This is a genomic window from Vibrio cyclitrophicus, from assembly GCA_023206055.1.
Taxonomy (GTDB): Bacteria; Pseudomonadota; Gammaproteobacteria; order Enterobacterales; family Vibrionaceae; genus Vibrio; species Vibrio cyclitrophicus_A.
The window spans coordinates 2483291-2503126 of sequence record CP065366.1; the positions used below are offsets into that span (position 1 = coordinate 2483291).

Sequence of the window (19836 nt, forward strand, 5' to 3'; positions counted from 1 at the left end):
TCGATCATTGGCTAAAGAAACGAGAGAAAGAGAAACGAAAAAGGGAAGCATCCGCTTCCCTTCAATTCCAATTGTTGAGTTATGACTCAACTTCAGCTTCCGTACGTCTTTTCTTAAATTCCCTATACAGTAATAAGCTCAAAGTCATGACAACTTTAGACGTTAACCATATCATTAAGAGGAACTACCTTAGATTGTGTGTGAAAAGTTACGCTAGTAGTTGAGCATATTTCGTTAAGAGAAATATGCTGCGTGAATATTAGCAAACGTTTTCTATAAGGTCACTCAAAACAAACCGTACAGCAGCATTAATTATAAAATCTGACGCATTCGCTCTTGAGTCACTTCAACCAAGAGGTCTGGCTGGAACTTAGAAATAAAGCGGTTACACCCTACTTTCTCCACCATGGCTTCATTAAAACTTCCACTTAAGGAAGTATTTAGCGTGATGAATAGGTCATGCATTCTTGGGTCAGTACGTACTTCGTGTGTCAGCTTGTAGCCGTCCATTTCAGGCATTTCAGCATCGGTGATCATCAACAATATTTCTTGATTGATGTCTTTGCCTTCATCACACCAGCCCTTAAGTAAGGTCAGTGCTTCTAAGCCATCACAACACTCAATAATATTCAAACCCAACTGCGACAAGGTGCCTTTGATCTGGTTACGCGCTGTTGAAGAGTCATCAACGATAAGCACGTTACGTCCTATCATCTCCTGAGCTAATTGTTCGTCCAAAACACCTTCAGAGATCGAGACATCGTAATCAATGATCTCAGCCAACACTTTCTCAACATCGATGATCTCGACGATCTTATGTTGCTCTTCTTCTTGAATATGCGTGATAGCGGTTAGGTAATTTGCACGACCCGTGGTCTTTGGCGGCGGCTGGATTTCAGTCCATGTTGTATTAACGATATTACGCACTTGCCCAACCAAGAAGCCTTGTACGGTTCGGTTGTATTCCGTAATGATCAGGTTGCTCTCTTGAGATTCCGCACGAGATGGCGGAAAGCCAATAGCACTACGCAAATCAATAACAGGCACCGATTCACCACGTAAAGACGCAACACCCGTAATATGATGATGAGAGCCCGGTAAGCGAGTGAGTACTGGCACTTTGAGGACTTCTTTCACTTTAAATACGTTAATCGCAAATAGTTGACGACTATTTAAGCTGAATAACAAGAGTTCCAGACGGTTTTCACCGACCAGCTTGGTTCTCTGATCAACCGAATTTAAAACGCCAGACATACAACACCTTAGTGACAAATAATAACTGTGGCTACAATAGCCTAATTCAATAGGTTAAAGCAAAGCGCCAATGCACAGAATGCTTAAACTAAGTACAACAAATGATGTTATACAAAGCTTAAGTACATGGAAAGGTTCAGGGTAAGGCTACAAGACGAGAAAAAGAGTTAGCCTTCAATAACTTTCATTAACAGTTGGCCATCGTATAAGGCCTGTTTGATGAGCGCAGCACCTGGCATGGTAGCCTGCTTATAAAAACGAGATTCCACCAGCTCTAAGTCTTTATGGTAAACCGATAGGCTCTGCTCTTCGATACACTTTTGAATCGCTGGATATAACACGCTCTTCGCCTGATTGATAACCCCACCCACCAAGATTTTCTCTGGGTTGAACAGGTTAATCACAATCGCAATCGCAGAACCTAGGTAACGACCTAACTGTTCAATCACTTCGACAGCTAACGGATCACCATCAGCAGCGGCAGCGCAGATCTGTTCAATAGTGACGTCTTCAAACACCGTTAGCGTTGATTCTTCACCATTGGCCAAACGCGCTTTGACTTGCTCACGGATTGCCTGAGAACTCGCCACCGTTTCTAAACAGCCTCGATTACCACAGTGGCAAAGTTTGCCTTCCTTATCGATCTGGATGTGCCCCAACTCACCGATGTTACCGTGACGCCCTTGCAGAACGCGACCATCAAGAATGATCCCGGCGCCTAAACCGTGGTGAATCGAAATAAGAACAGAGTTGTCGTTGTCTTGTGAGTTACCAAACAGCTTCTCTGCTAATGCCCACGCTCGGGTATCATTGGCAATAAAAACTGGCAGGCCCGTTTCTTTGTAGATCTCCGGCCCCAACGCTAAGTTTTCAACGTTGTAGTGCGGCATCTGCAACACAATACCTTGCTCTGAATTCACCAGACCAGGCAGTGTGATTGCGATACTCGTCACCCTGTCGAGTTGCTCGGCATAGGTTTGGAAGAACTCATCGATTTCATGGAGAAGACGCGCAAGCACATCATCTTGATCTCGTTCATGGATATCAATCTTGGTATCGATAAGCACGTCACCGCCCAATTCATGGAGCGCGATCGTCAAGTATCCACGACCAAGACGCATCGACAAAAATTGCCAACCTTCGTTATTGGTTTGTAGACCGACAGCAGGACGCCCACGAGTCGTGGCTTCTTGAACCGTCGTTTCGTGAATAAGGTGAGCTTCAATGAGTTCACGGGTAATTTTAGTAATACTCGCCGGAGCCAACTCACTTTGCTTGGACAGATCGATACGAGAAATAGGACCTTTAAGGTCAATTAGTTTATATACACGACCAGCATTGACCTGTTTGATATGATCAATATGGCCCGGTTGAGCCATGTACATTTTACGCTCCAGAAATCATCAACGAGGTAATTTTTTTACTTTGCGAAGTAATTGTGAAGTCACTTGGTATATCGCCGTGACCAGTATCACGTATATACATGAATCTTTGTGTATCGAGTCAAATAGTTCGAGGAAAATTAACACCCACATCGATAATTTGCGACTTAATTTTCAGAATAAAACATCGCGTTTGAGCCCTGAATTCAATAATTAAAGGCAAATCAAGAAATATCCTCCTAGCTCCCAATAAATTATCAATTAATGCATATACTTAATTCAGTCTTTCAAAAGATTACTTGGCCTCACTCTAGGAGTATTCATGACAACCGAATTAAGAAAAACGAAAATCGTCACAACGCTAGGCCCTTCTACTGATAAAGGTAACGTGCTTGAAGAGATCATCAAAGCAGGTGCCAATATCGTCCGTATGAACTTCTCTCACGGCACCAGCGACGACCATATTCAACGCGCAGAAAAAGTCAGAGCAATAGCAAAAAGACACGGTACTCAAATCGCCATTCTCGGAGACTTACAAGGTCCCAAGATTCGTGTGTCGACATTCAAAGATGGCAAAATTCAACTTGCCGTAGGCGACCTGTTCACTCTCGACAGCAGCCTAGGTTTAGGTGAAGGCAATCAAGAAGCCGTTGGCCTTGATTACAAAGAACTGCCTAACGATGTGTCCGCCGGCGATATCCTGTTGCTTGACGATGGTCGTGTTCAACTCAAAGTAACCAAAGTAGAAGGCTGTCGCGTTCATACCGAAGTCATCATTGGCGGCCCACTCTCAAATAACAAAGGCATCAACAAAAAAGGTGGAGGCCTTTCCGCTGAAGCACTAACAGAAAAAGACAAGCGCGACATCGTCACCGCCGCACAAATCAAAGTGGATTACCTAGCGGTGTCTTTCCCTCGTAATGGCGAAGACATGCACTATGCTCGTCAGCTTGCGCGAGAAGCCGGCTTAGAAGCTCACCTCGTCGCAAAAGTGGAGCGAGCAGAGACAGTAGCCACTGTTGAGAACATGGATGACATCATAATGGCCTCAGATGTGGTCATGGTGGCTCGTGGTGACCTCGGAGTGGAAATTGGCGACCCTGAATTGGTCGGAGTACAAAAACAGCTTATACGCCGTGCCAGAGCGCTTAACCGAACAGTGATCACCGCAACTCAGATGATGGAATCAATGATTTCTGCGCCAATGCCAACCCGTGCTGAAGTCATGGACGTTGCCAACGCCGTACTCGATGGAACAGATGCTGTGATGCTTTCTGGTGAAACCGCTGCCGGTGATTACCCTGTAGAAACCGTAAAATCAATGGCAGAAGTCTGTATTGGTGCCGAAAAAATGGCAGGCATTAATAACCAATCCAATTACCGTATTGACCGCACCTTTGTCACCGCCGAAGAAACCGTGTCGATGGCGACCATCTACTCTGCAAACCATATGGAAGGTATCAAGGGGGTGGTGACTCTAACCGAATCGGGTCGCACTGCACTGATGATGTCTCGCTTAAGTGCTGATATGCCTATCTATGCATTATCTCGTAACGAAGGAACACTTAATCGCTGTACCTTGTACCGAGGTGTGACACCGATCTACTTCGAGACAGAAGCCGAGGACAGCTTCGATATTGCACTATCGACTCTTGCTTGTCTGAAAGAAGCGGGACACCTAAAGTTTGGTGACTTAGTGATTGTCACTCAAGGCGACATTATGGATGTGGCAGGGTCAACCAACTGTATGAGAATCTTGCCTGTCACCTAATGTTTGGCTATCAGGCGAAACGATTTGCCTAATCTCAAAGGCAAAAAAGGGTTATCGAACCAAGTTCAATAACCCTTTTTCATTTTAGAACACGACTCACTAACGATCTGGTTAAACAGCATGATGAACTCACAGCATGCTAACTCATCAACTTCGAGGATTACTTGTCAGCAGCAATAGTGGCTAACTGTGATATATGCGAGTTGCGAGCGTTTTCCGTTGAGGTATAGGTTTCTATAAATCGGTAACCGGCTTCTAAACCCAGGTCGTAATCATACAACAAGTCTTCTTTATCACTCATTAATGAACTCGACTTGAGCGGTTGACTCGGCGCAATCTGCACCACAAACGCATCATCCGGCGGAGAGTTTAAAAAGTCTTGGGTTAAAGAGTATGTTTGGTAATGCACCATCAACATGTCAGCTAACCCTGAATCAAATTTATCTCCGATTAAATGGCTTAAGCGATAAATATCATCCGCACCAAACAGCCAGCGACCACCATTCAGCAGGTCCAAATGCCCACGGTCACGTTTCTGCTCTTTTGAGCGCATGATTTGTTGTTGGAAAAAAGAGGTCCAGTCGGTTTTCCACTGTTCCACCTTTTGCTGCCAATGACCTTGAACACTGTCGAAAGATTCACGGAACCATTCCAGTTCTTCGGCAGATATCGGTTTAGGCGCTTTGACTGAAGACCCATTGACTGGTCCTTCAACCAAATGGCCATTGCCTTCCTCAACCACAGGTTCAGTGCGAATCACCACAATAGAGCGAGCTTGTCTTCGCCACGCTTCTTGAACCGGTATACACGCTGATACACCACCGTCCACATAAGCACTGTCACCAATATAAATTTCATCATTGTACAAACGAGGAATGGCGCAGGTCGCGATCATCACCTTGTACCAATCTTCGCCCAGTAGCGGAAAGTAGTGGTCTCGTAAGTCTTTAGAATCCGTTACAGCCGCATAGAAATGGCGATCACCTAGCGTTTGTCGCCCTAAATCCAAGTCGAGCTTATATGGGTAAGCCATAATTTGTTCTAGCGCCCATTCTAATCCTAAGTTCTTTCTGTGTCGTATATACGAAAAGAGATTGAAGAACTCTGGTGAAGTTGTGAGGTCGAGAACAAAAGAACGGCCAAGGCCTTTATCGCGGCATAGATAAGCACATAAATTAAGAGCGCCTGCTGAGGTACCAAAAAATTCGTCGAAGGGGTCAAAATTAGAGAGAAGAAAGGCATCCAGCACTCCAGAAGTAAAAATACTTCTCTGTCCGCCACCTTGAGCGACCAGTGCTGTTTTTCCAGCAATAAACTTAGCGTAATAATCCAAGTCTATCGCTGTATCAATATTGGTTATAATCCCACTATTCATTATTCCCTGAGTATAAAAACTCAGCCTCGCAATCGATGGTATTAACTACCAATCGCAATAAAGCCAAATGAAAGAATGATTGTGTAGATAAACACTGTTATTTGTAGGGCATTTTTCAGATTATGGTCCATAGACACCTCTGGCTTATTATTAATTTGTCGAGTCTCTATTTAAGTACTATCAGGTGTGTGAAGTATCTTCAAGAATCGTCGAAATTAGTCGCACAATATTGATGTAACCATCACAATTAGTATGTGTATGGATAAGGATATACTCATGAATAACAAAGCAAATATGATGGCACTTATTACGCTTCTCTCCGCTTCAAACGCGTATGCTTCGCCGGAGATCATCATTACACCGATGGTGGGTTACACCGGCGGTGGCAGTGTCGAAGACCAGGATGGTAAAACCTATGACATGAAAGGCTCTGAAAACTACACCTTTGCAATCGAAACACCAGTTGACAAAGGACGTATCGGTTTCTTCTATTCCAATCAGAGTTCTGAATTAGAAACACTCAACCTAAGCTCCTCCATCCAATACCTGCACTTTCAAAGTAGCATCTACTACCCTGCTTCGCCTGTATTATCGGGTTATCTAGGGCTAGGCCTTGGTGCTTCTTACGTCGATGTAGATTGGGCAAAAGATAAGTATGGATTCTCAACTTCTATCTTTGGTGGCTTAGAATACAAATTTAGTGACCGATTAGCGTTGAACACACAAGTACGTTGGCTGGGTACAGTTGTCGATAACGATACCTCCGGCGTTTGTAACATCCCAAGTAACGGCCAAGAGTGCATCATTCGTTTTGATACCGACTGGATGAACCAATTCCAAGCCAATGTCGGACTGAGTTTTACTTTCTAATCGGCTCAATGAAGCAAAAAATATAAGATCGGCCCAAATGAAAAAACCAGCTAAATGCTGGTTTTATTTCATTATTAAAGTGGTTTTAGTTCAGGTTAGAACTTATAGGTAACACCTAAAGCGCCGCCCACTTGCAACTCAACACCTTTATACATATCGAGTTCAGGGTGAACTTGAGCGTAAGCATTCCAACCTTCGTAGAAATTCACTTTCACGCCTAATGGCAAGCGTAAGCCAAAGTCGTCATTCCATTCAGCCCAAGCACCAGCACCGACGTACCAGCTCAACGGAGCTTCAGTTTCGAACTGACCACGCTTAAAAATGTAATCAAATGCAGCGCCGTCATTGCCAATCGTAGCACGGTATTTCTGGTCAAATTCCACAACGACACTCAGGTCTTGGTCAATGGCGAGTCCAACTTCCAAAGCTGGAGCTTCAGAAGCTTGAGCAAACGAGGCTCCGCTGTAGCACATAAGGCCGATCAAGTAACGATGTTTCATAATATTCTCAGACTGTATTTAAAAAACGGGAGTCTACTGGAATCTCAACGAAAGGTGTCATCGCTAGGTAAAAGATAAAAGACACGAAAAACCTGAGAACGACCATCACCTGATCGAGCTTAATGGTAACTATTTGACTTAATAGGGATTAGACGCAGAAGGTGTTTCATAGAGCAGAAAACAAAAAAGGAGGCCTGTCGGCCTCCTTTCAATTTATTGAATCAGTGAATTAACCGTTGTTACGGATCCACTCATCCATGTCTGTTTTAAGGTTGTCAGACTTAGTACCGAAGATAGCTTGTACGCCACCAGCAACTACAACAACACCTGCAGCACCTAGTTTCTTCAGTTTGTCTTGGTCAACAACTGCTGTATCAGCAACTGCTACACGTAGACGAGTAATACAAGCGTCAAGACCAGTGATGTTCGCTTTGCCACCGAATGCAGCAACTAGCTCACCAGCAAGCTCTGTACCAGTTGCAACGATTTCGTCTTCTGACTCGTCTTCGCGACCTGGAGTTTTAAGGTCAAGTGCTTTAATCACAGTGCGGAATACGATGTAGTAAATTGCAGCGTAAGCAATACCACATACAACCATTAGGCCCATCTTAGACGCGTTGCCAGATAGAACTAGGAAGTCGATTAGACCGTGTGAGAAAGATGTACCGTGTACAAAACCTAGAGTGTTCGCAAGAACGTATGCAGAACCAGCTAGTAGAGCGTGGATTGCGTACAGTACTGGAGCAACGAATAGGAAAGAGAATTCGATTGGTTCAGTGATACCCGTTAGGAATGAAGTCAACGCAGCAGAAGCCATGATGCCCATTACTTTAGCGCGGTTTTCAGGCTTAGCTGAGTGTGCAATCGCGATTGCAGCAGCAGGAAGACCGAACATCTTGAACATGTAACCACCAGCTAGCTGACCGAAGCCATTGCCCGCTGCACGAGATGCGTCATCAGCAACTAGGTAACAAGTAAGAACACCGTTTTGAGTTTCGCCAGCAGCGTTTACACAAGTACCAGCTTCAAAGAAGAAAGGTACGTTCCAAACGTGGTGAAGACCAAATGGAATTAGAGAACGCTCAACGATACCGTAGATACCAAACGCCACTTGTGGGTTTTGGTGAGCAGCCCAATCAGAGAACGCAGAGATAGCGCCGCCAACTGGTGGCCATACTACAGATAGTAGGATTGCTAGACCAATCGCAGAGAAACCTGTGATGATTGGCACAGCACGCTTACCAGCGAAGAAGCCAAGGTACTCTGGTAGTTGAATACGGAAGAAACGGTTGAATGCCCAAGCAGCAACACCACCGACTAGGATACCACCTAGTACACCAGTATCGATTTTATCAACGCCCATTACACCAGCCATTACGCCAAGTGTAGCAGTCATGATGCCGTAACCAACGATAGCAGCTAGACCCGCTACACCATCGTTGTTAGTAAAGCCAAGTGCAACACCTACTGCGAACAGTAGTGCCATTTGACCGAATACTGAACCACCAGCTTGTTCCATTAAGTTTGAAACGATTTCTGGAATGAAAGGAAGATCTGCTGCACCGACACCTAGCAAAATACCCGCAACTGGTAAAACTGATACTGGAAGCATCAGAGACTTACCAACTTTCTGCAGGCTAGCAAAAAGGTTCTTAAACATGTTTATGCTCCTGATAAAGATAAAATAATTATATTGGGTTCTAACGGCACACCCCCGTAGCCTATATGTTAGCACCCTGCGAAAATGTAACCATGTATTGCATTATATTTTCTGCCGCTAAATATATATTGATGGGGAACTAACTTTCTAGTCACTTACGAAATTTAGTTTCAAAACACGTCTTGGATCACATGTCAAATCTAGAAATGCAATGCTTTACAAGCATTTAATTAATTGAAATATATAAGTATTTTTTAAGAGGCTTATTATTTTACTGGGTAAATAAAATAGGTTCGAATGTTATTTTTAGTAACAAAATTACAAATGTTATAATTAGCGCTCTCAAGTTCAACATAATTCGTAAACATTAAAAAAAAACGCATTTTTGGTGATCAAAAACACAAAAAGGGAGCTTTTGCTCCCTTTTATTTGTTTACTTAGATTTTTATCGCAAAAAAAGTTTTTGGTAATTTTTGGTCGTTTGTTCGGCAACCTCTTTCATCGACACACCTTTTAATTGCGCAATGTAGGCCGCCACTTCGACGACATATGCAGGCTGATTCTGCTTTCCACGATATGGGATGGGTGCCAAGTATGGAGAATCCGTCTCGATCAGTAACCTGTCTAGCGGTAGGTTTTTAACAACTTCTTTAAGTTCTTTAGCCTGCTTAAAGGTCACAATACCCGAAATTGAGATATAGAAACCTAGTTCCATTGCTGCTTCAGCGAACGCTTGATCTTCGGTAAAGCAGTGAATCACACCACCACACTTATCAGCTCCGCCATCACGTAAAATAGCTAATGTGTCTTCACGTGCGTTACGAGTGTGAATGATCAAAGGTTTATTCAGCTCAACAGCCAACTCAACATGCTGCTTAAATCGTAGCTGTTGTAGCTCTGCCGTCTCTGGTTGGTAGTGATAATCTAAACCTGTCTCACCAATCGCCACAACCTTAGGGTTGCTCGCGTATTCACGCATTGTCTCTAGGCTGAAATCACTTTCAACATCGAGAGGGTGGACGCCACAAGAGGCTTTAACGTTATCAAACGGCGAGATCATCTCGAGCATGTTTTCAAACGAATCTAGTGTCACACCGACAGAAAGCAGCTGGTCTACATTCGCTGCCTTCGCCTTGTTCACCACATCTTCTACGCTGGTGTGTAAATCTTGATAATCCAATTTGTCTAAATGACAGTGGGAATCTACGAACATGTTTCCTCGCAAGTGGCTATTAGCCAATTCATTATGAGTAGCTCCGTATTGAGCCCAGGGTGTTGCTTTAACTGCTCAATCAATATCAGCAGCTTATTCGATGCTGCGTAAGCATTTTGATAAGACATCACTTCGACCAGTGCTTTCGCGCTAGGAGTCATAGCCTGAGTCGCCAAGTCAAAATGCAGCTTCTGTACGTCAGACAACAAGTGCCATAGCCAACTCAATTGAATCAAAGGATCTTTGCTAAGCTCTGTCGAGAATTTTAGCATGTCAGGTTGAGTGCCCTTAATGACATTAACAAAGCCATCGAGCGCTTTGGTCGAAGCTTCAACTCCACCCTGCTCGAACATCGCCTTTGCTTTTAAAGGCGCGTTGTCATTCAGCGCTAAAATATATTGTGGAACAGCCTTACCAACTTCACCATCTAACCAAGCCGATCCTGCCTCTAACTGTGGGCTTACCACATTAAATTGTTGGCAACGGCTAATGATAGTTGGCATCAAGCGGTTACTGTTACGAGTAGACAGAATGAAAATGCACTTGCTTGATGGCTCTTCCAGAGTTTTCAGTAATGCATTGGACGCCGATTCGTTCATCGCTTCAGCGGGGTTAAGCAAGATAACGCGCAAGCCTCCTAACTGGGAAGATTGTTGAGCCCAGCGGTTACTCGCACGCACCTGGTCAACGGTAATCGACTTACCTTCTTTCTCAGGTTCAATCACATGGAAATCCGGATGACTCCCCGACTTCATTAATTCGCAGCTGTGGCAAAACCCGCACGACTCGCTTTCATAATTCGTGCATATCAAAGCGTCGGTAAGTTGGCTAATCAACGCATCAACGCCTAGCCCTTCCGGTGCATTAACAATCACAGAGTTAGGAAAACGCTCCGCATCGAGACTTTTTTTCCACTCACTCCATACCGGTGTGAGCCAAGAATACACTTCCGCCATGGTTACCTACTGTTTGTCGAGCCAAGCAGTTAGCGCGACTTTAATATCAGCGGCTACTTGCTCAATTTCTTGCTGCGCGTTAATCACAAGTACAGAATCATCTTGTTTTGCAATTTCTAGATAGCGCTCACGCGTACGATCAAAGAATGAGATGTCCATCTTTTCAATTCTATCAAGCTCACCACGGCCTCTAGCACGCTCTAGCCCTACTCTAGGGTCTAGGTCCAAATATAGCGTGAGATCGGGTTTAAAACCGCCTAGCGTAGTTTCTTTCAGTGATTCCATCGTAGTGCGTGCGATCTGACGGCCACCACCTTGATAAGCTTGAGATGACATATCATGACGATCACCCAACACCCATTTGCCACTGTCTAGTGCAGGCTTAATGACGTTTTCTACTAATTGAACACGCGCTGCGTACATCAGCAGCAATTCAGTCATGTCTTGAAGCTTCTCGCCTTCGTGCTCTTCTTTAACCAATGAGCGCATCTTTTCAGCTAAGACTGTACCACCCGGCTCACGAGTATTAACAATATCCTCAACACCCGATGCTTTTAATGTCTCAACGATGGCATTGATTGCTGTGCTTTTACCAGCGCCTTCAAGGCCTTCAACCACGATAAATTTCGACTGATTCATAATTATTTCTTTATCTGTTTTTTCTTAATTGCTTTAAGTAAGCTCGCACTGCACGGTTATGCTCAGTCAAACTCTTTGAAAATACGTGACCACCTGTCCCACTCGCAACGAAATACAAGTAGTTGCTCTTCTCTGGATTCAACGCCGCGTTGATAGACGCTTTGCCTGCCATAGCGATAGGGGTCGGTGGCAAGCCACTCATTGTATAGGTGTTGTACGGCGTTGGCGTGCGTAAGTCTTTTTTACGGATATTGCCATCGTAGCTGTCACCCATGCCGTAGATAACCGTTGGATCAGTTTGCAGACGCATACGCTTGTTCAAGCGGTTAACGAACACAGAAGAAACACGCTCACGTTCTGACGCAACGGCGGTCTCTTTCTCAATAATAGACGCAAGAATTAACGCTTCGTATGGCGATTTAAGAGGAAGCTTATCCGCTCTGTTTTCCCACTCGGCATTCACCACGTTCATTAGATCTCGGTGGGCGCGCTTCAACAGATCTAAATCCGTTGTGCCATAGGTGTAGTGATACGTTTCTGCTAAGAAAAGACCTTCAAGCTTTTCATTTTCAATACCCAACTTTTCAGCGATCTCTGTTTCAGACACACCGTCCAACGTCTGTTGAATGAATTCGTTGTCTTTAAGCTGAACAAGCCACTCATCAAAGCGACTGCCTTCTACGAAAGTAATCGTGAATTGATGCTCTTTCCCTTCGACCAGCACTTGTAGCGCTTGCTCGAGGGTTAAACCAGGCTCAAGCAGGAATGTACCCGCTTTTACGTCTACAAGCTCAGGATGTAACTTACGGATTAATTTCTCGTAAGGAGAAGCCTCAAATAGCCCCTCATTTATCAACTGTGCCAGAACACGATTAAAGCTGCTGCCTGAAGCAACAGTCACAACTTGTGGTTTTTCTAATTGAATAACTTGTTTCAGGTTACCTTGCGCTTGGTTATAAATGTAGAAACCAGCAGCACCGGCTGCAATTAGGCACAAGATAATAAAAATAAATAACTTTTTGATCACGAGTTTAGTTGTCCTTGAAGGCTACGAGTAACGTTTCCAATGTTAAATTGGGTATCACTTATACGGGTAACTGGGGCAACCCCTAAGATGGAGTTGGTCATGAAAACCTCATCAGCTTGCATGAGTTGAGATAAGCAGTAGTCACTAATAGTAACGGAAAGTTCAGCTTGATTCAGCGCGGTTAACACTTGCTTACGCATAACCCCAGCAACGCCACTTTGCGTCAGTTGAGGAGTGTGAATCGTCTGCCCTTTTCGCCAAAACAGATTGGCCATGGTGGTTTCAATCACATTACCTGAAATATCAAGAACCACACCATCAACTTCATTAACTTGATCCATTTCATCTTTCATCAAAATCTGCTCAAGACGATTATTGTGCTTATGGCCAGCAAGTAGTGGGCTCAAACCTAGCGCTTGATGACAGATACCGAGTTCAACACCGTAGTCTTGCCACGCTGAATAATGACTTGGGTAATCAAAGGTACTGATGGTGATTGTCGGCTTGGCGATATTCTTCGTACTGTAGCCACGCCCGCCTGCCCCACGGCTAACGTGCAGTTTGATCCCTGATTTTTCATTATGAAGATCGTTATCTTGGATATGTTGAAGCGCACTATCGAGCCAAAGGTTAACCACATCCCAATCAAGTGCGGAAATGCGTAACGCTTTAAGGCAATCATCGACACGACGCTGATGATCGTGAAAATGTTGTATCTCCCCATCACTCACGAGCATTGTCGTAAAACAGCCGTCTCCGTACTGAAACGAGCGATCCAAAATATCGATAGTTTGCTGGCTTTCTCCATCAACCCAAAACATGTTTTTCCCCATAAAAAGAAACGGCTCAATGCTAAAGCATCAAGCCGTTTAAAAACAAGTCTAATTGTGACTATCTACGAGTGTTTACGTCTTTAATAAGATGATTAAATCTTTTTGAAGATCAAACAGCCGTTTGTACCACCGAAACCGAATGAGTTACATGCAGCATATTCCATGTTGCTAACTTCACGCGCAGTGTGAGGTACTAAGTCAATATCTAAGCCTTCTTCAGGATCATCTAGGTTGATTGTTGGTGGAACAATTTGGTCAACCAGAGACATAGCCGTGATGATAGCTTCAGCAGAACCAGCAGCACCTAGAAGGTGGCCTGTCATTGATTTCGTAGAAGAAACCAATACTTGCTTGCTGCCTGCTTCGCCAAGAGCACGCTTGATGCCCTTAACTTCCGCTACGTCACCTGCAGGAGTCGACGTACCGTGTGCGTTTACATAACCGATTTGTTCACCAGTAATGCCAGCATCACGCATAGCCGCTTCCATTGCTAGTGCGCCACCTGAGCCATCTTCACTTGGAGATGTCATGTGATAAGCGTCACCCGACATACCAAAGCCAACTAGCTCACAGTAAATCTTAGCACCACGAGCTTTCGCATGTTCGTACTCTTCAAGAACCATCATGCCTGCACCGTCACCAAGAACGAAGCCATCACGGCCTTTGTCCCATGGACGAGAAGCTTTTTGAGGCTCATCGTTACGAGTAGACAGTGCTTTAGCCGCACCAAAACCGCCCATACCTAGTGGCGTTGATGCTTTTTCAGCACCACCCGCTAGCATTGCATCAGCATCGCCGTATGCAATCATACGAGCCGCGTGACCAATGTTATGTAGGCCAGTCGTACATGCAGTAGAAATCGCGATGTTTGGACCACGTAGGCCGCGCATGATAGACATGTGACCAGCAATCATATTCACGATCGTCGACGGTACGAAGAACGGGCTGATCTTACGAGGGCCTTTTTCAGTTAGAGCTTGGTGACCGGCTTCGATCAAACCAAGACCACCAATACCAGAACCGATAGCAACACCCACACGTGGAGCGTTTTCTTCAGTAATAGTTAGGGCTGAATCATCTAAAGCTTGAATACCTGCTGCGACGCCGTACTGGATGAACAAGTCCATCTTACGAGCATCTTTTTTAGTCATATACTCTTCGCAGTTAAAGTCTTTAACTAGACCTGCAAAACGAGTTGAGAAATTGGTTGCATCAAAATGATCGATATTAACGATACCACTTTGACCAGCTAGCAGGGCTTTCCAAGAAGATTCTACAGTGTTGCCTACCGGCGACAACATACCCATGCCAGTGACAACTACACGACGCTTGGACACGATATTACACTCCGGGGATTGAGGTGATTTAAGATGAGGATAGATGAGTTAGATAAAACACAGGCGGTCGAGGTGACCGCCTGGGAGAGATTATTACTGAGCGCTAGTTACGTAATCGATAGCTGCTTGAACAGTAGTAATTTTCTCAGCTTCTTCATCTGGGATTTCAGTGTCGAATTCTTCTTCTAGAGCCATTACTAGCTCAACTGTGTCTAGAGAATCTGCACCTAGGTCATCAACGAAAGAAGCTTCGTTTTTAACTTCAGCTTCGTCTACACCTAGCTGTTCAACAATGATTTTCTTTACGCGTTCTTCGAGGTTGCTCATTTTTTCTTTTCCTTTACAGAGTTCGCTTTATGCGATGTTTTCCGTAGTTTATTCAATCTATTGAAAGTTGCAAGGTCAACTTTTCTGGTCAAACCACAATTTTCACGATTTTAACCGAAATTACGTATGATCTTGACTTAAATCATGCACAAATGTTGCACATAATTTACACCATGTACATACCGCCATTGACGTGAAGTGTTTCACCTGTGATATAAGCTGCCGCAGGTGACGCCAAAAATACCACAGCTTCAGCGATTTCGCGAGGGTCACCTAGTCGACCTGCTGGTACATTCGCCAAAGTTGCTGAACGTTGGTCATCATTTAGCGCTTTAGTCATGTCAGTTTCGATGAAACCAGGCGCTACAGTGTTGACTGTAATGCCACGAGACGCAACTTCGCGTGCCATTGATTTAGTAAAACCAATTACGCCTGCTTTTGCAGCTGCGTAGTTAGCTTGACCAGCGTTACCCATAGTACCTACTACAGAACCAACGTTTACGATACGACCTTGACGCTTCTTCATCATGCCACGCAATACAGCTTTAGACATGCGGAAGATAGGCGTTAGGTTAGTATCGATGATGTCATTCCATTCGTCGTCTTTCATACGCATAAGTAGGTTATCACGAGTGATACCGGCGTTGTTAACTAGAATGTCAATCGCACCGAATTCATCGTTGATGGTTTTCAGTGTAGCAGCAATTGAGTCAGTATCAGTTACATTAAGAGCAAGACCTTTACCGTTCTCACCTAGGTACTCGCTGATTGCAGCTGCGCCGCCTTCAGATGTAGCAGTACCGATAACTTTAGCACCACGCTCAACTAAAAGTTCAGCGATTGCACGACCTATGCCACGGCTTGCGCCTGTAACGAGTGCAACTTTGCCTTCTAAATTCATCATAACTTCTCTATTAAGTGGTTATTTACTTAGCAGCTTCTAGTGATGCAGTGTCATTAACTGCAGCAGCTGTCATAGTTTTTACGATTCGTTTTGTTAGACCAGTAAGAACCTTACCAGGGCCTAATTCAAGTAGCTTCTCAACGCCTTGCTCATTCATCGCTTGTACACCCTCAGTCCAACGAACTGGGCTGTATAGCTGACGAACAAGTGCGTTTTTAATTTTTGCAGGGTCTGTTTCAGCAATAACATCAACGTTATTGATAACAGGCAATGCTGGCGTGTTGAACTCTAAAGCTTCTAGAGCAACCGCTAGCTTGTCTGCTGCAGGTTTCATCAGTGCACAGTGCGATGGCACAGAAACAGGTAAAGGAAGTGCACGCTTAGCGCCCGCTTCTTTACATAGTGCACCAGCACGCTCAACTGCCGCTTTGTTACCTGCGATAACAACTTGGCCTGGAGAGTTAAAGTTAACTGGAGACACAACTTCGTCTTGCGCCGCTTCTTCACACGCTTTAGCAATCGCTTCATCATCTAGACCGATGATTGCGTACATTGCACCAACACCCGCTGGTACTGCTTCTTGCATCACTTGACCACGTAGTTCAACCAGCTTGATCGCTTCTTTAAAATCGATAACGCCCGCACATACGAGTGCAGAGTATTCGCCTAGGCTGTGGCCTGCTAAGTTTGCAGGTTGCTCTAGACCAAGCTCTTGCCATACACGCCAAATTGCAACAGACGCTGTTAATAGAGCCGGTTGAGTGCGGAAAGTTTCATTTAGATTTTCTACTGGACCATCTTGAACCAATGCCCATAGATCGTAACCAAGTGCTTCTGAAGCTTCAGCAAATGTTTGTTTAACAACATCATACTGTTCGCCTAGGTCAGCAAGCATACCGATAGCTTGAGAGCCTTGGCCTGGGAATACGATAGCAAACTTGCTCATTGTAATTTTCCTTTAAGCAAAGCAAAAAATTGAATAAGGCACATAAGTATGTGCCTTGTTTATTGATTATCGCTTGGGGTTAGAATTTAACTAATGCAGAACCCCAAGTGAAGCCGCCGCCAAATGCTTCAAGTAGAAGCGTTTGACCACGTTTAATTCGCCCGTCGCGAACAGCCTCATCTAGGGCCGTTGGTACGGTAGCTGCTGAAGTGTTGCCGTGCTTATCAAGAGTAATCACTACTTGATCAAGCGACATTGTCAGCTTTTTAGCCGTTGCCGAGATAATACGGTAGTTCGCTTGGTGTGGAACTAACCAATCCAGCTCTGACTTATCCATATTGTTCGCAGCTAATGTGTCTTTAACTAGCTTAGAAAGCTGAGTTACCGCCACTTTAAATACTTCGTTGCCCGCCATGTGCAGCCATTTGTCTGCATCACCACCACGCTCTGGTACTTCTAGGCTTAGAAGCTCACCATACTTACCGTCAGAGTAAATATGAGTAGACAAAATACCTGGCTCTTCGCTTGCGCCTACAACCACCGCGCCTGCTGCATCACCAAATAGAATGATAGTAGAGCGGTCAGTCGGATCACAGGTTTTTGACAGTGCATCAGCACCAATTACCAAAACGTTCTTACACATGCCAGTCTTGATGTGTTGATCAGCAACAGACAGTGCGTAGACAAAACCAGAACACGCTGCAGCCAAATCAAACGCAGGACAGCCTTTGATACCAAGCTTGCCTTGTACCTGACATGCCGAAGACGGGAATGTGTGACTACTGCTGGTTGTCGCAACGATGATTAAATCAATCTCTTCTTTGTCGATACCTGCCATTTCAATGGCATTTTCAGCAGCGTAAAACGCCATATCCGCAACGGTTTCATTTTCCGCTGAAATACGACGCTCTTTAATACCAGTTCTAGCAACGATCCACTCGTCGCTAGTCTCTACCATTTTCTCTAAGTCTGCGTTAGTACGCACCTGAGATGGCAAGTAGCTGCCAGTACCTAAAATTTTGCTATACATGAAGACTAATAATGCCTCTCGAGTAAAACCGCTTCCAAACGATCGCTAATGCGGCTGGGGACTTGTCGTTTGACCTCGTGTACTGCTTCACCAATCGCGTTGACGACTGCAGACACATCAGCACTTCCATGACTTTTAATGACAATGCCGCGCAATCCTAACAAACTTGCGCCGTTATACTGGTCGGGGTTCAAGGTTTTTAATTCAGTAAATAGCTCAGAAAACAGCATTCTGGCTATCCAACCCTTTATTGTTGAAGCCATCATGCGCGTTTTTAGCTTATCAATAAAGAGCTGAGCTGTACCTTCGCACGTTTTTAAGCAGACATTGCCCACAAAACCATCACATACGACGACATCAGCAGCATCTTGAAGTAATTGATTACCTTCAATATAGCCTATGAAGTTCACAGACTGAGTATTAGACAACATTTCAGCGCATCGTTTTACCAGGTCATTACCTTTAATTTCTTCTGCGCCGATATTCAAGATAGCGACACGTGGTGCGCGACCTAAATGTTGTTCGGCTAATGCACTGCCCATGACAGCAAACTGAAAGAGTGAATCTGCGTCACTAGAAACGTTCGCCCCTAAATCAAGCATCCATGTGCGATTTCCGGATGCAGTAGGCAAGGCTGAAACTAATGCAGGCCTATCAATACCGGGAAGAAGCTTGAGTCTGAAACGGGATAAAGCCATCAGTGCGCCAGTGTTACCACCACTCACACAAGCATCAGCCTGTGATTCGGCAACCAGATCGATAGCGGCACGCATAGAGCTACCCTGACTATTACGTAAGGCTAGTGAAGGTTTTTCAGAATTGGAAATGACTCGATCACAATGCTGGATACTCAAACGAGAATCAGGCATTCGACCTAATGAAGATAATTGAGATGTGATCGCGTTTCGATCACCTATGAGAATGACTTTTAGCTCTGGGAAATACGACAGTGCCTGCACGGCGGCAGGCACTGTTACACGAGGACCGAAGTCCCCGCCCATTGCATCAAGCGCAACGGTTAGATTTTGCAAAGGTCAACCTTACTTGTTGATAACCTTTTTGCCGCGGTAGAAACCTTCGGCAGTCACGTTGTGACGTAGGTGAGTTTCACCTGAAGTTGCGTCTACAGAAAGTGCAGCTGTAGTTAGCGCATCGTGTGAACGACGCATGCCACGCATTGAACGTGATTTCTTGCTCTTTTGTACGGCCATTGACCCTACTCCTATGTAAATTCTTAAAGAAGCAATTACTTCTTTAAGCTTTTTAAAACATCAAATGGATTCGGCTTTTTGTCTTCCTCAATTTCTTCAGGAAGTTCACCAAACACCAAGTTATTTGAGTTAACGCTACATTTCGCATCGTCGTGCATTGCTATTTGAGGCAATCCAAGGATGAACTCGTCTTCAACTAATTGAATCAGGTCTAACTCACCGTACTCGTTCAGATCTACCAAATCGTACTCTTCCGGTGCTTCCTCTTCACTTTTCTCGCTGTAAACAGGAGTATAAGTAAATTGGACATCGCACTCATGTGCGAAAACCTCATTACAACGTTGACACTCTAAATCGACTTCGACGTTAGCTTTACCAGAGATAACGACTAATCGTTGTTCATCAAGCCCAAATGACATTGAGACTTGCGCGTCACGTTTTACGCCTTCAGTTGCTTCGGTTAAACGCTTTAAAAGACTGACCTGAATGATGCCATTCATATCGAGTCGTTTTTGAGCCGTTCTTGCCGGATCAACTGTACGCGGTATTTTTTCCTTTTGCATAGGGCGCGAATCTTATCTTCCAAATCGTGTTTAGTCAA

The 19836-nt window shown here is 44.6% G+C and carries 21 protein-coding genes; 2 read left to right on the forward strand and 19 right to left on the reverse strand.

Annotated elements, in window-relative coordinates:
- Positions 1-312 precede the first annotated feature (312 nt).
- Together ITG09_10860 and ITG09_10865 are read right to left on the reverse strand one after the other, a co-directional pair.
- Positions 313-1254 (reverse strand): chemotaxis protein CheV, encoded by a 942-nt coding sequence (locus ITG09_10860; GenBank protein UPR51208.1) that lies wholly within the window; start codon positions 1252-1254, stop codon positions 313-315.
- 167 nt (positions 1255-1421) lie between these two features.
- Complete coding sequence (locus tag ITG09_10865; protein ID UPR51209.1) at positions 1422-2639, reverse strand: ROK family protein; 1218 nt, start codon at positions 2637-2639, stop codon at positions 1422-1424.
- A gap of 319 nt (positions 2640-2958) precedes the next feature.
- On the opposite strand from ITG09_10865, the gene pyk reads away from it, so the two are divergent.
- Positions 2959-4407, forward strand: coding sequence for a pyruvate kinase (gene pyk, locus ITG09_10870; GenBank protein ID UPR51210.1), 1449 nt, complete (start codon positions 2959-2961; stop codon positions 4405-4407).
- Between the two features lie 160 nt (positions 4408-4567).
- Here pyk and ITG09_10875 read toward each other — a convergent pair whose 3' ends face one another.
- Together ITG09_10875 and ynhF are read right to left on the reverse strand one after the other, a co-directional pair.
- Positions 4568-5782 (reverse strand): patatin-like phospholipase family protein, encoded by a 1215-nt coding sequence (locus tag ITG09_10875; protein ID UPR51211.1) that lies wholly within the window; start codon positions 5780-5782, stop codon positions 4568-4570.
- A 41-nt stretch (positions 5783-5823) separates the two neighbouring features.
- Positions 5824-5913: a YnhF family membrane protein gene (gene ynhF / locus ITG09_10880; GenBank protein ID UPR51212.1), complete on the reverse strand. Its 90-nt coding sequence runs from the start codon at positions 5911-5913 to the stop codon at positions 5824-5826.
- Between the two features lie 145 nt (positions 5914-6058).
- Between ynhF and ITG09_10885 the strand changes: the two genes are divergently transcribed.
- Positions 6059-6652 (forward strand): porin family protein, encoded by a 594-nt coding sequence (locus tag ITG09_10885; protein ID UPR51213.1) that lies wholly within the window; start codon positions 6059-6061, stop codon positions 6650-6652.
- Positions 6653-6747: 95 nt separating this feature from the next.
- Here the strand turns inward: ITG09_10885 and ITG09_10890 are convergent, their stop codons facing one another.
- The 15 genes from ITG09_10890 to yceD all read right to left on the reverse strand — a co-directional run bounded on the left by ITG09_10890 (position 6748) and on the right by yceD (position 19798).
- Positions 6748-7152, reverse strand: coding sequence for a hypothetical protein (locus tag ITG09_10890; GenBank protein ID UPR51214.1), 405 nt, complete (start codon positions 7150-7152; stop codon positions 6748-6750).
- A 229-nt stretch (positions 7153-7381) separates the two neighbouring features.
- Complete coding sequence (ptsG, locus tag ITG09_10895) at positions 7382-8812, reverse strand: PTS glucose transporter subunit IIBC (protein ID UPR51215.1); 1431 nt, start codon at positions 8810-8812, stop codon at positions 7382-7384.
- Between the two features lie 445 nt (positions 8813-9257).
- Positions 9258-10025 (reverse strand): YchF/TatD family DNA exonuclease, encoded by a 768-nt coding sequence (locus tag ITG09_10900; protein UPR51216.1) that lies wholly within the window; start codon positions 10023-10025, stop codon positions 9258-9260.
- The gene (locus ITG09_10905) at positions 10016-10981 is read right to left on the reverse strand and encodes a DNA polymerase III subunit delta' (protein UPR51217.1); all 966 of its coding nucleotides are present in this window, start codon (positions 10979-10981) and stop codon (positions 10016-10018) included. Before ITG09_10905 ends, ITG09_10900 begins: the two co-directional genes overlap by 10 nt.
- Positions 10982-10987: 6 nt before the next feature.
- Positions 10988-11620 carry a dTMP kinase gene (locus ITG09_10910; protein UPR51218.1) on the reverse strand — a complete coding sequence of 211 codons (633 nt, stop codon included), beginning with the start codon at positions 11618-11620 and terminating at the stop codon, positions 10988-10990.
- 10 nt (positions 11621-11630) lie between these two features.
- A complete protein-coding gene (gene mltG / locus ITG09_10915) occupies positions 11631-12647 on the reverse strand; it encodes an endolytic transglycosylase MltG (protein ID UPR51219.1) in 1017 nt (338 codons plus the stop codon).
- On the reverse strand, positions 12644-13468 hold the full coding sequence (gene pabC, locus ITG09_10920; GenBank protein ID UPR51220.1) for an aminodeoxychorismate lyase: 825 nt from the start codon (positions 13466-13468) through the stop codon (positions 12644-12646). Before pabC ends, mltG begins: the two co-directional genes overlap by 4 nt.
- Positions 13469-13572: 104 nt before the next feature.
- Entirely contained in the window at positions 13573-14817 is a 1245-nt protein-coding gene (gene fabF / locus ITG09_10925; protein UPR51221.1) for a beta-ketoacyl-ACP synthase II, read from the reverse strand.
- Between the two features lie 93 nt (positions 14818-14910).
- On the reverse strand, positions 14911-15144 hold the full coding sequence (acpP, locus tag ITG09_10930) for an acyl carrier protein (protein ID UPR51222.1): 234 nt from the start codon (positions 15142-15144) through the stop codon (positions 14911-14913).
- A 166-nt stretch (positions 15145-15310) separates the two neighbouring features.
- Positions 15311-16045 carry a 3-oxoacyl-ACP reductase FabG gene (fabG, locus tag ITG09_10935; GenBank protein UPR53628.1) on the reverse strand — a complete coding sequence of 245 codons (735 nt, stop codon included), beginning with the start codon at positions 16043-16045 and terminating at the stop codon, positions 15311-15313.
- A 25-nt stretch (positions 16046-16070) separates the two neighbouring features.
- On the reverse strand, positions 16071-16994 hold the full coding sequence (gene fabD / locus ITG09_10940) for an ACP S-malonyltransferase (GenBank protein ID UPR51223.1): 924 nt from the start codon (positions 16992-16994) through the stop codon (positions 16071-16073).
- Between the two features lie 79 nt (positions 16995-17073).
- Positions 17074-18024, reverse strand: coding sequence for a ketoacyl-ACP synthase III (locus ITG09_10945; GenBank protein UPR51224.1), 951 nt, complete (start codon positions 18022-18024; stop codon positions 17074-17076).
- Positions 18025-18029: 5 nt separating this feature from the next.
- Positions 18030-19055, reverse strand: coding sequence for a phosphate acyltransferase PlsX (plsX, locus tag ITG09_10950; protein UPR51225.1), 1026 nt, complete (start codon positions 19053-19055; stop codon positions 18030-18032).
- 9 nt (positions 19056-19064) lie between these two features.
- Positions 19065-19235, reverse strand: coding sequence for a 50S ribosomal protein L32 (gene rpmF / locus ITG09_10955; GenBank protein ID UPR51226.1), 171 nt, complete (start codon positions 19233-19235; stop codon positions 19065-19067).
- 35 nt (positions 19236-19270) lie between these two features.
- A complete protein-coding gene (gene yceD / locus ITG09_10960; GenBank protein ID UPR51227.1) occupies positions 19271-19798 on the reverse strand; it encodes a 23S rRNA accumulation protein YceD in 528 nt (175 codons plus the stop codon).
- Between the last annotated feature and the right edge of the window lie 38 nt (positions 19799-19836).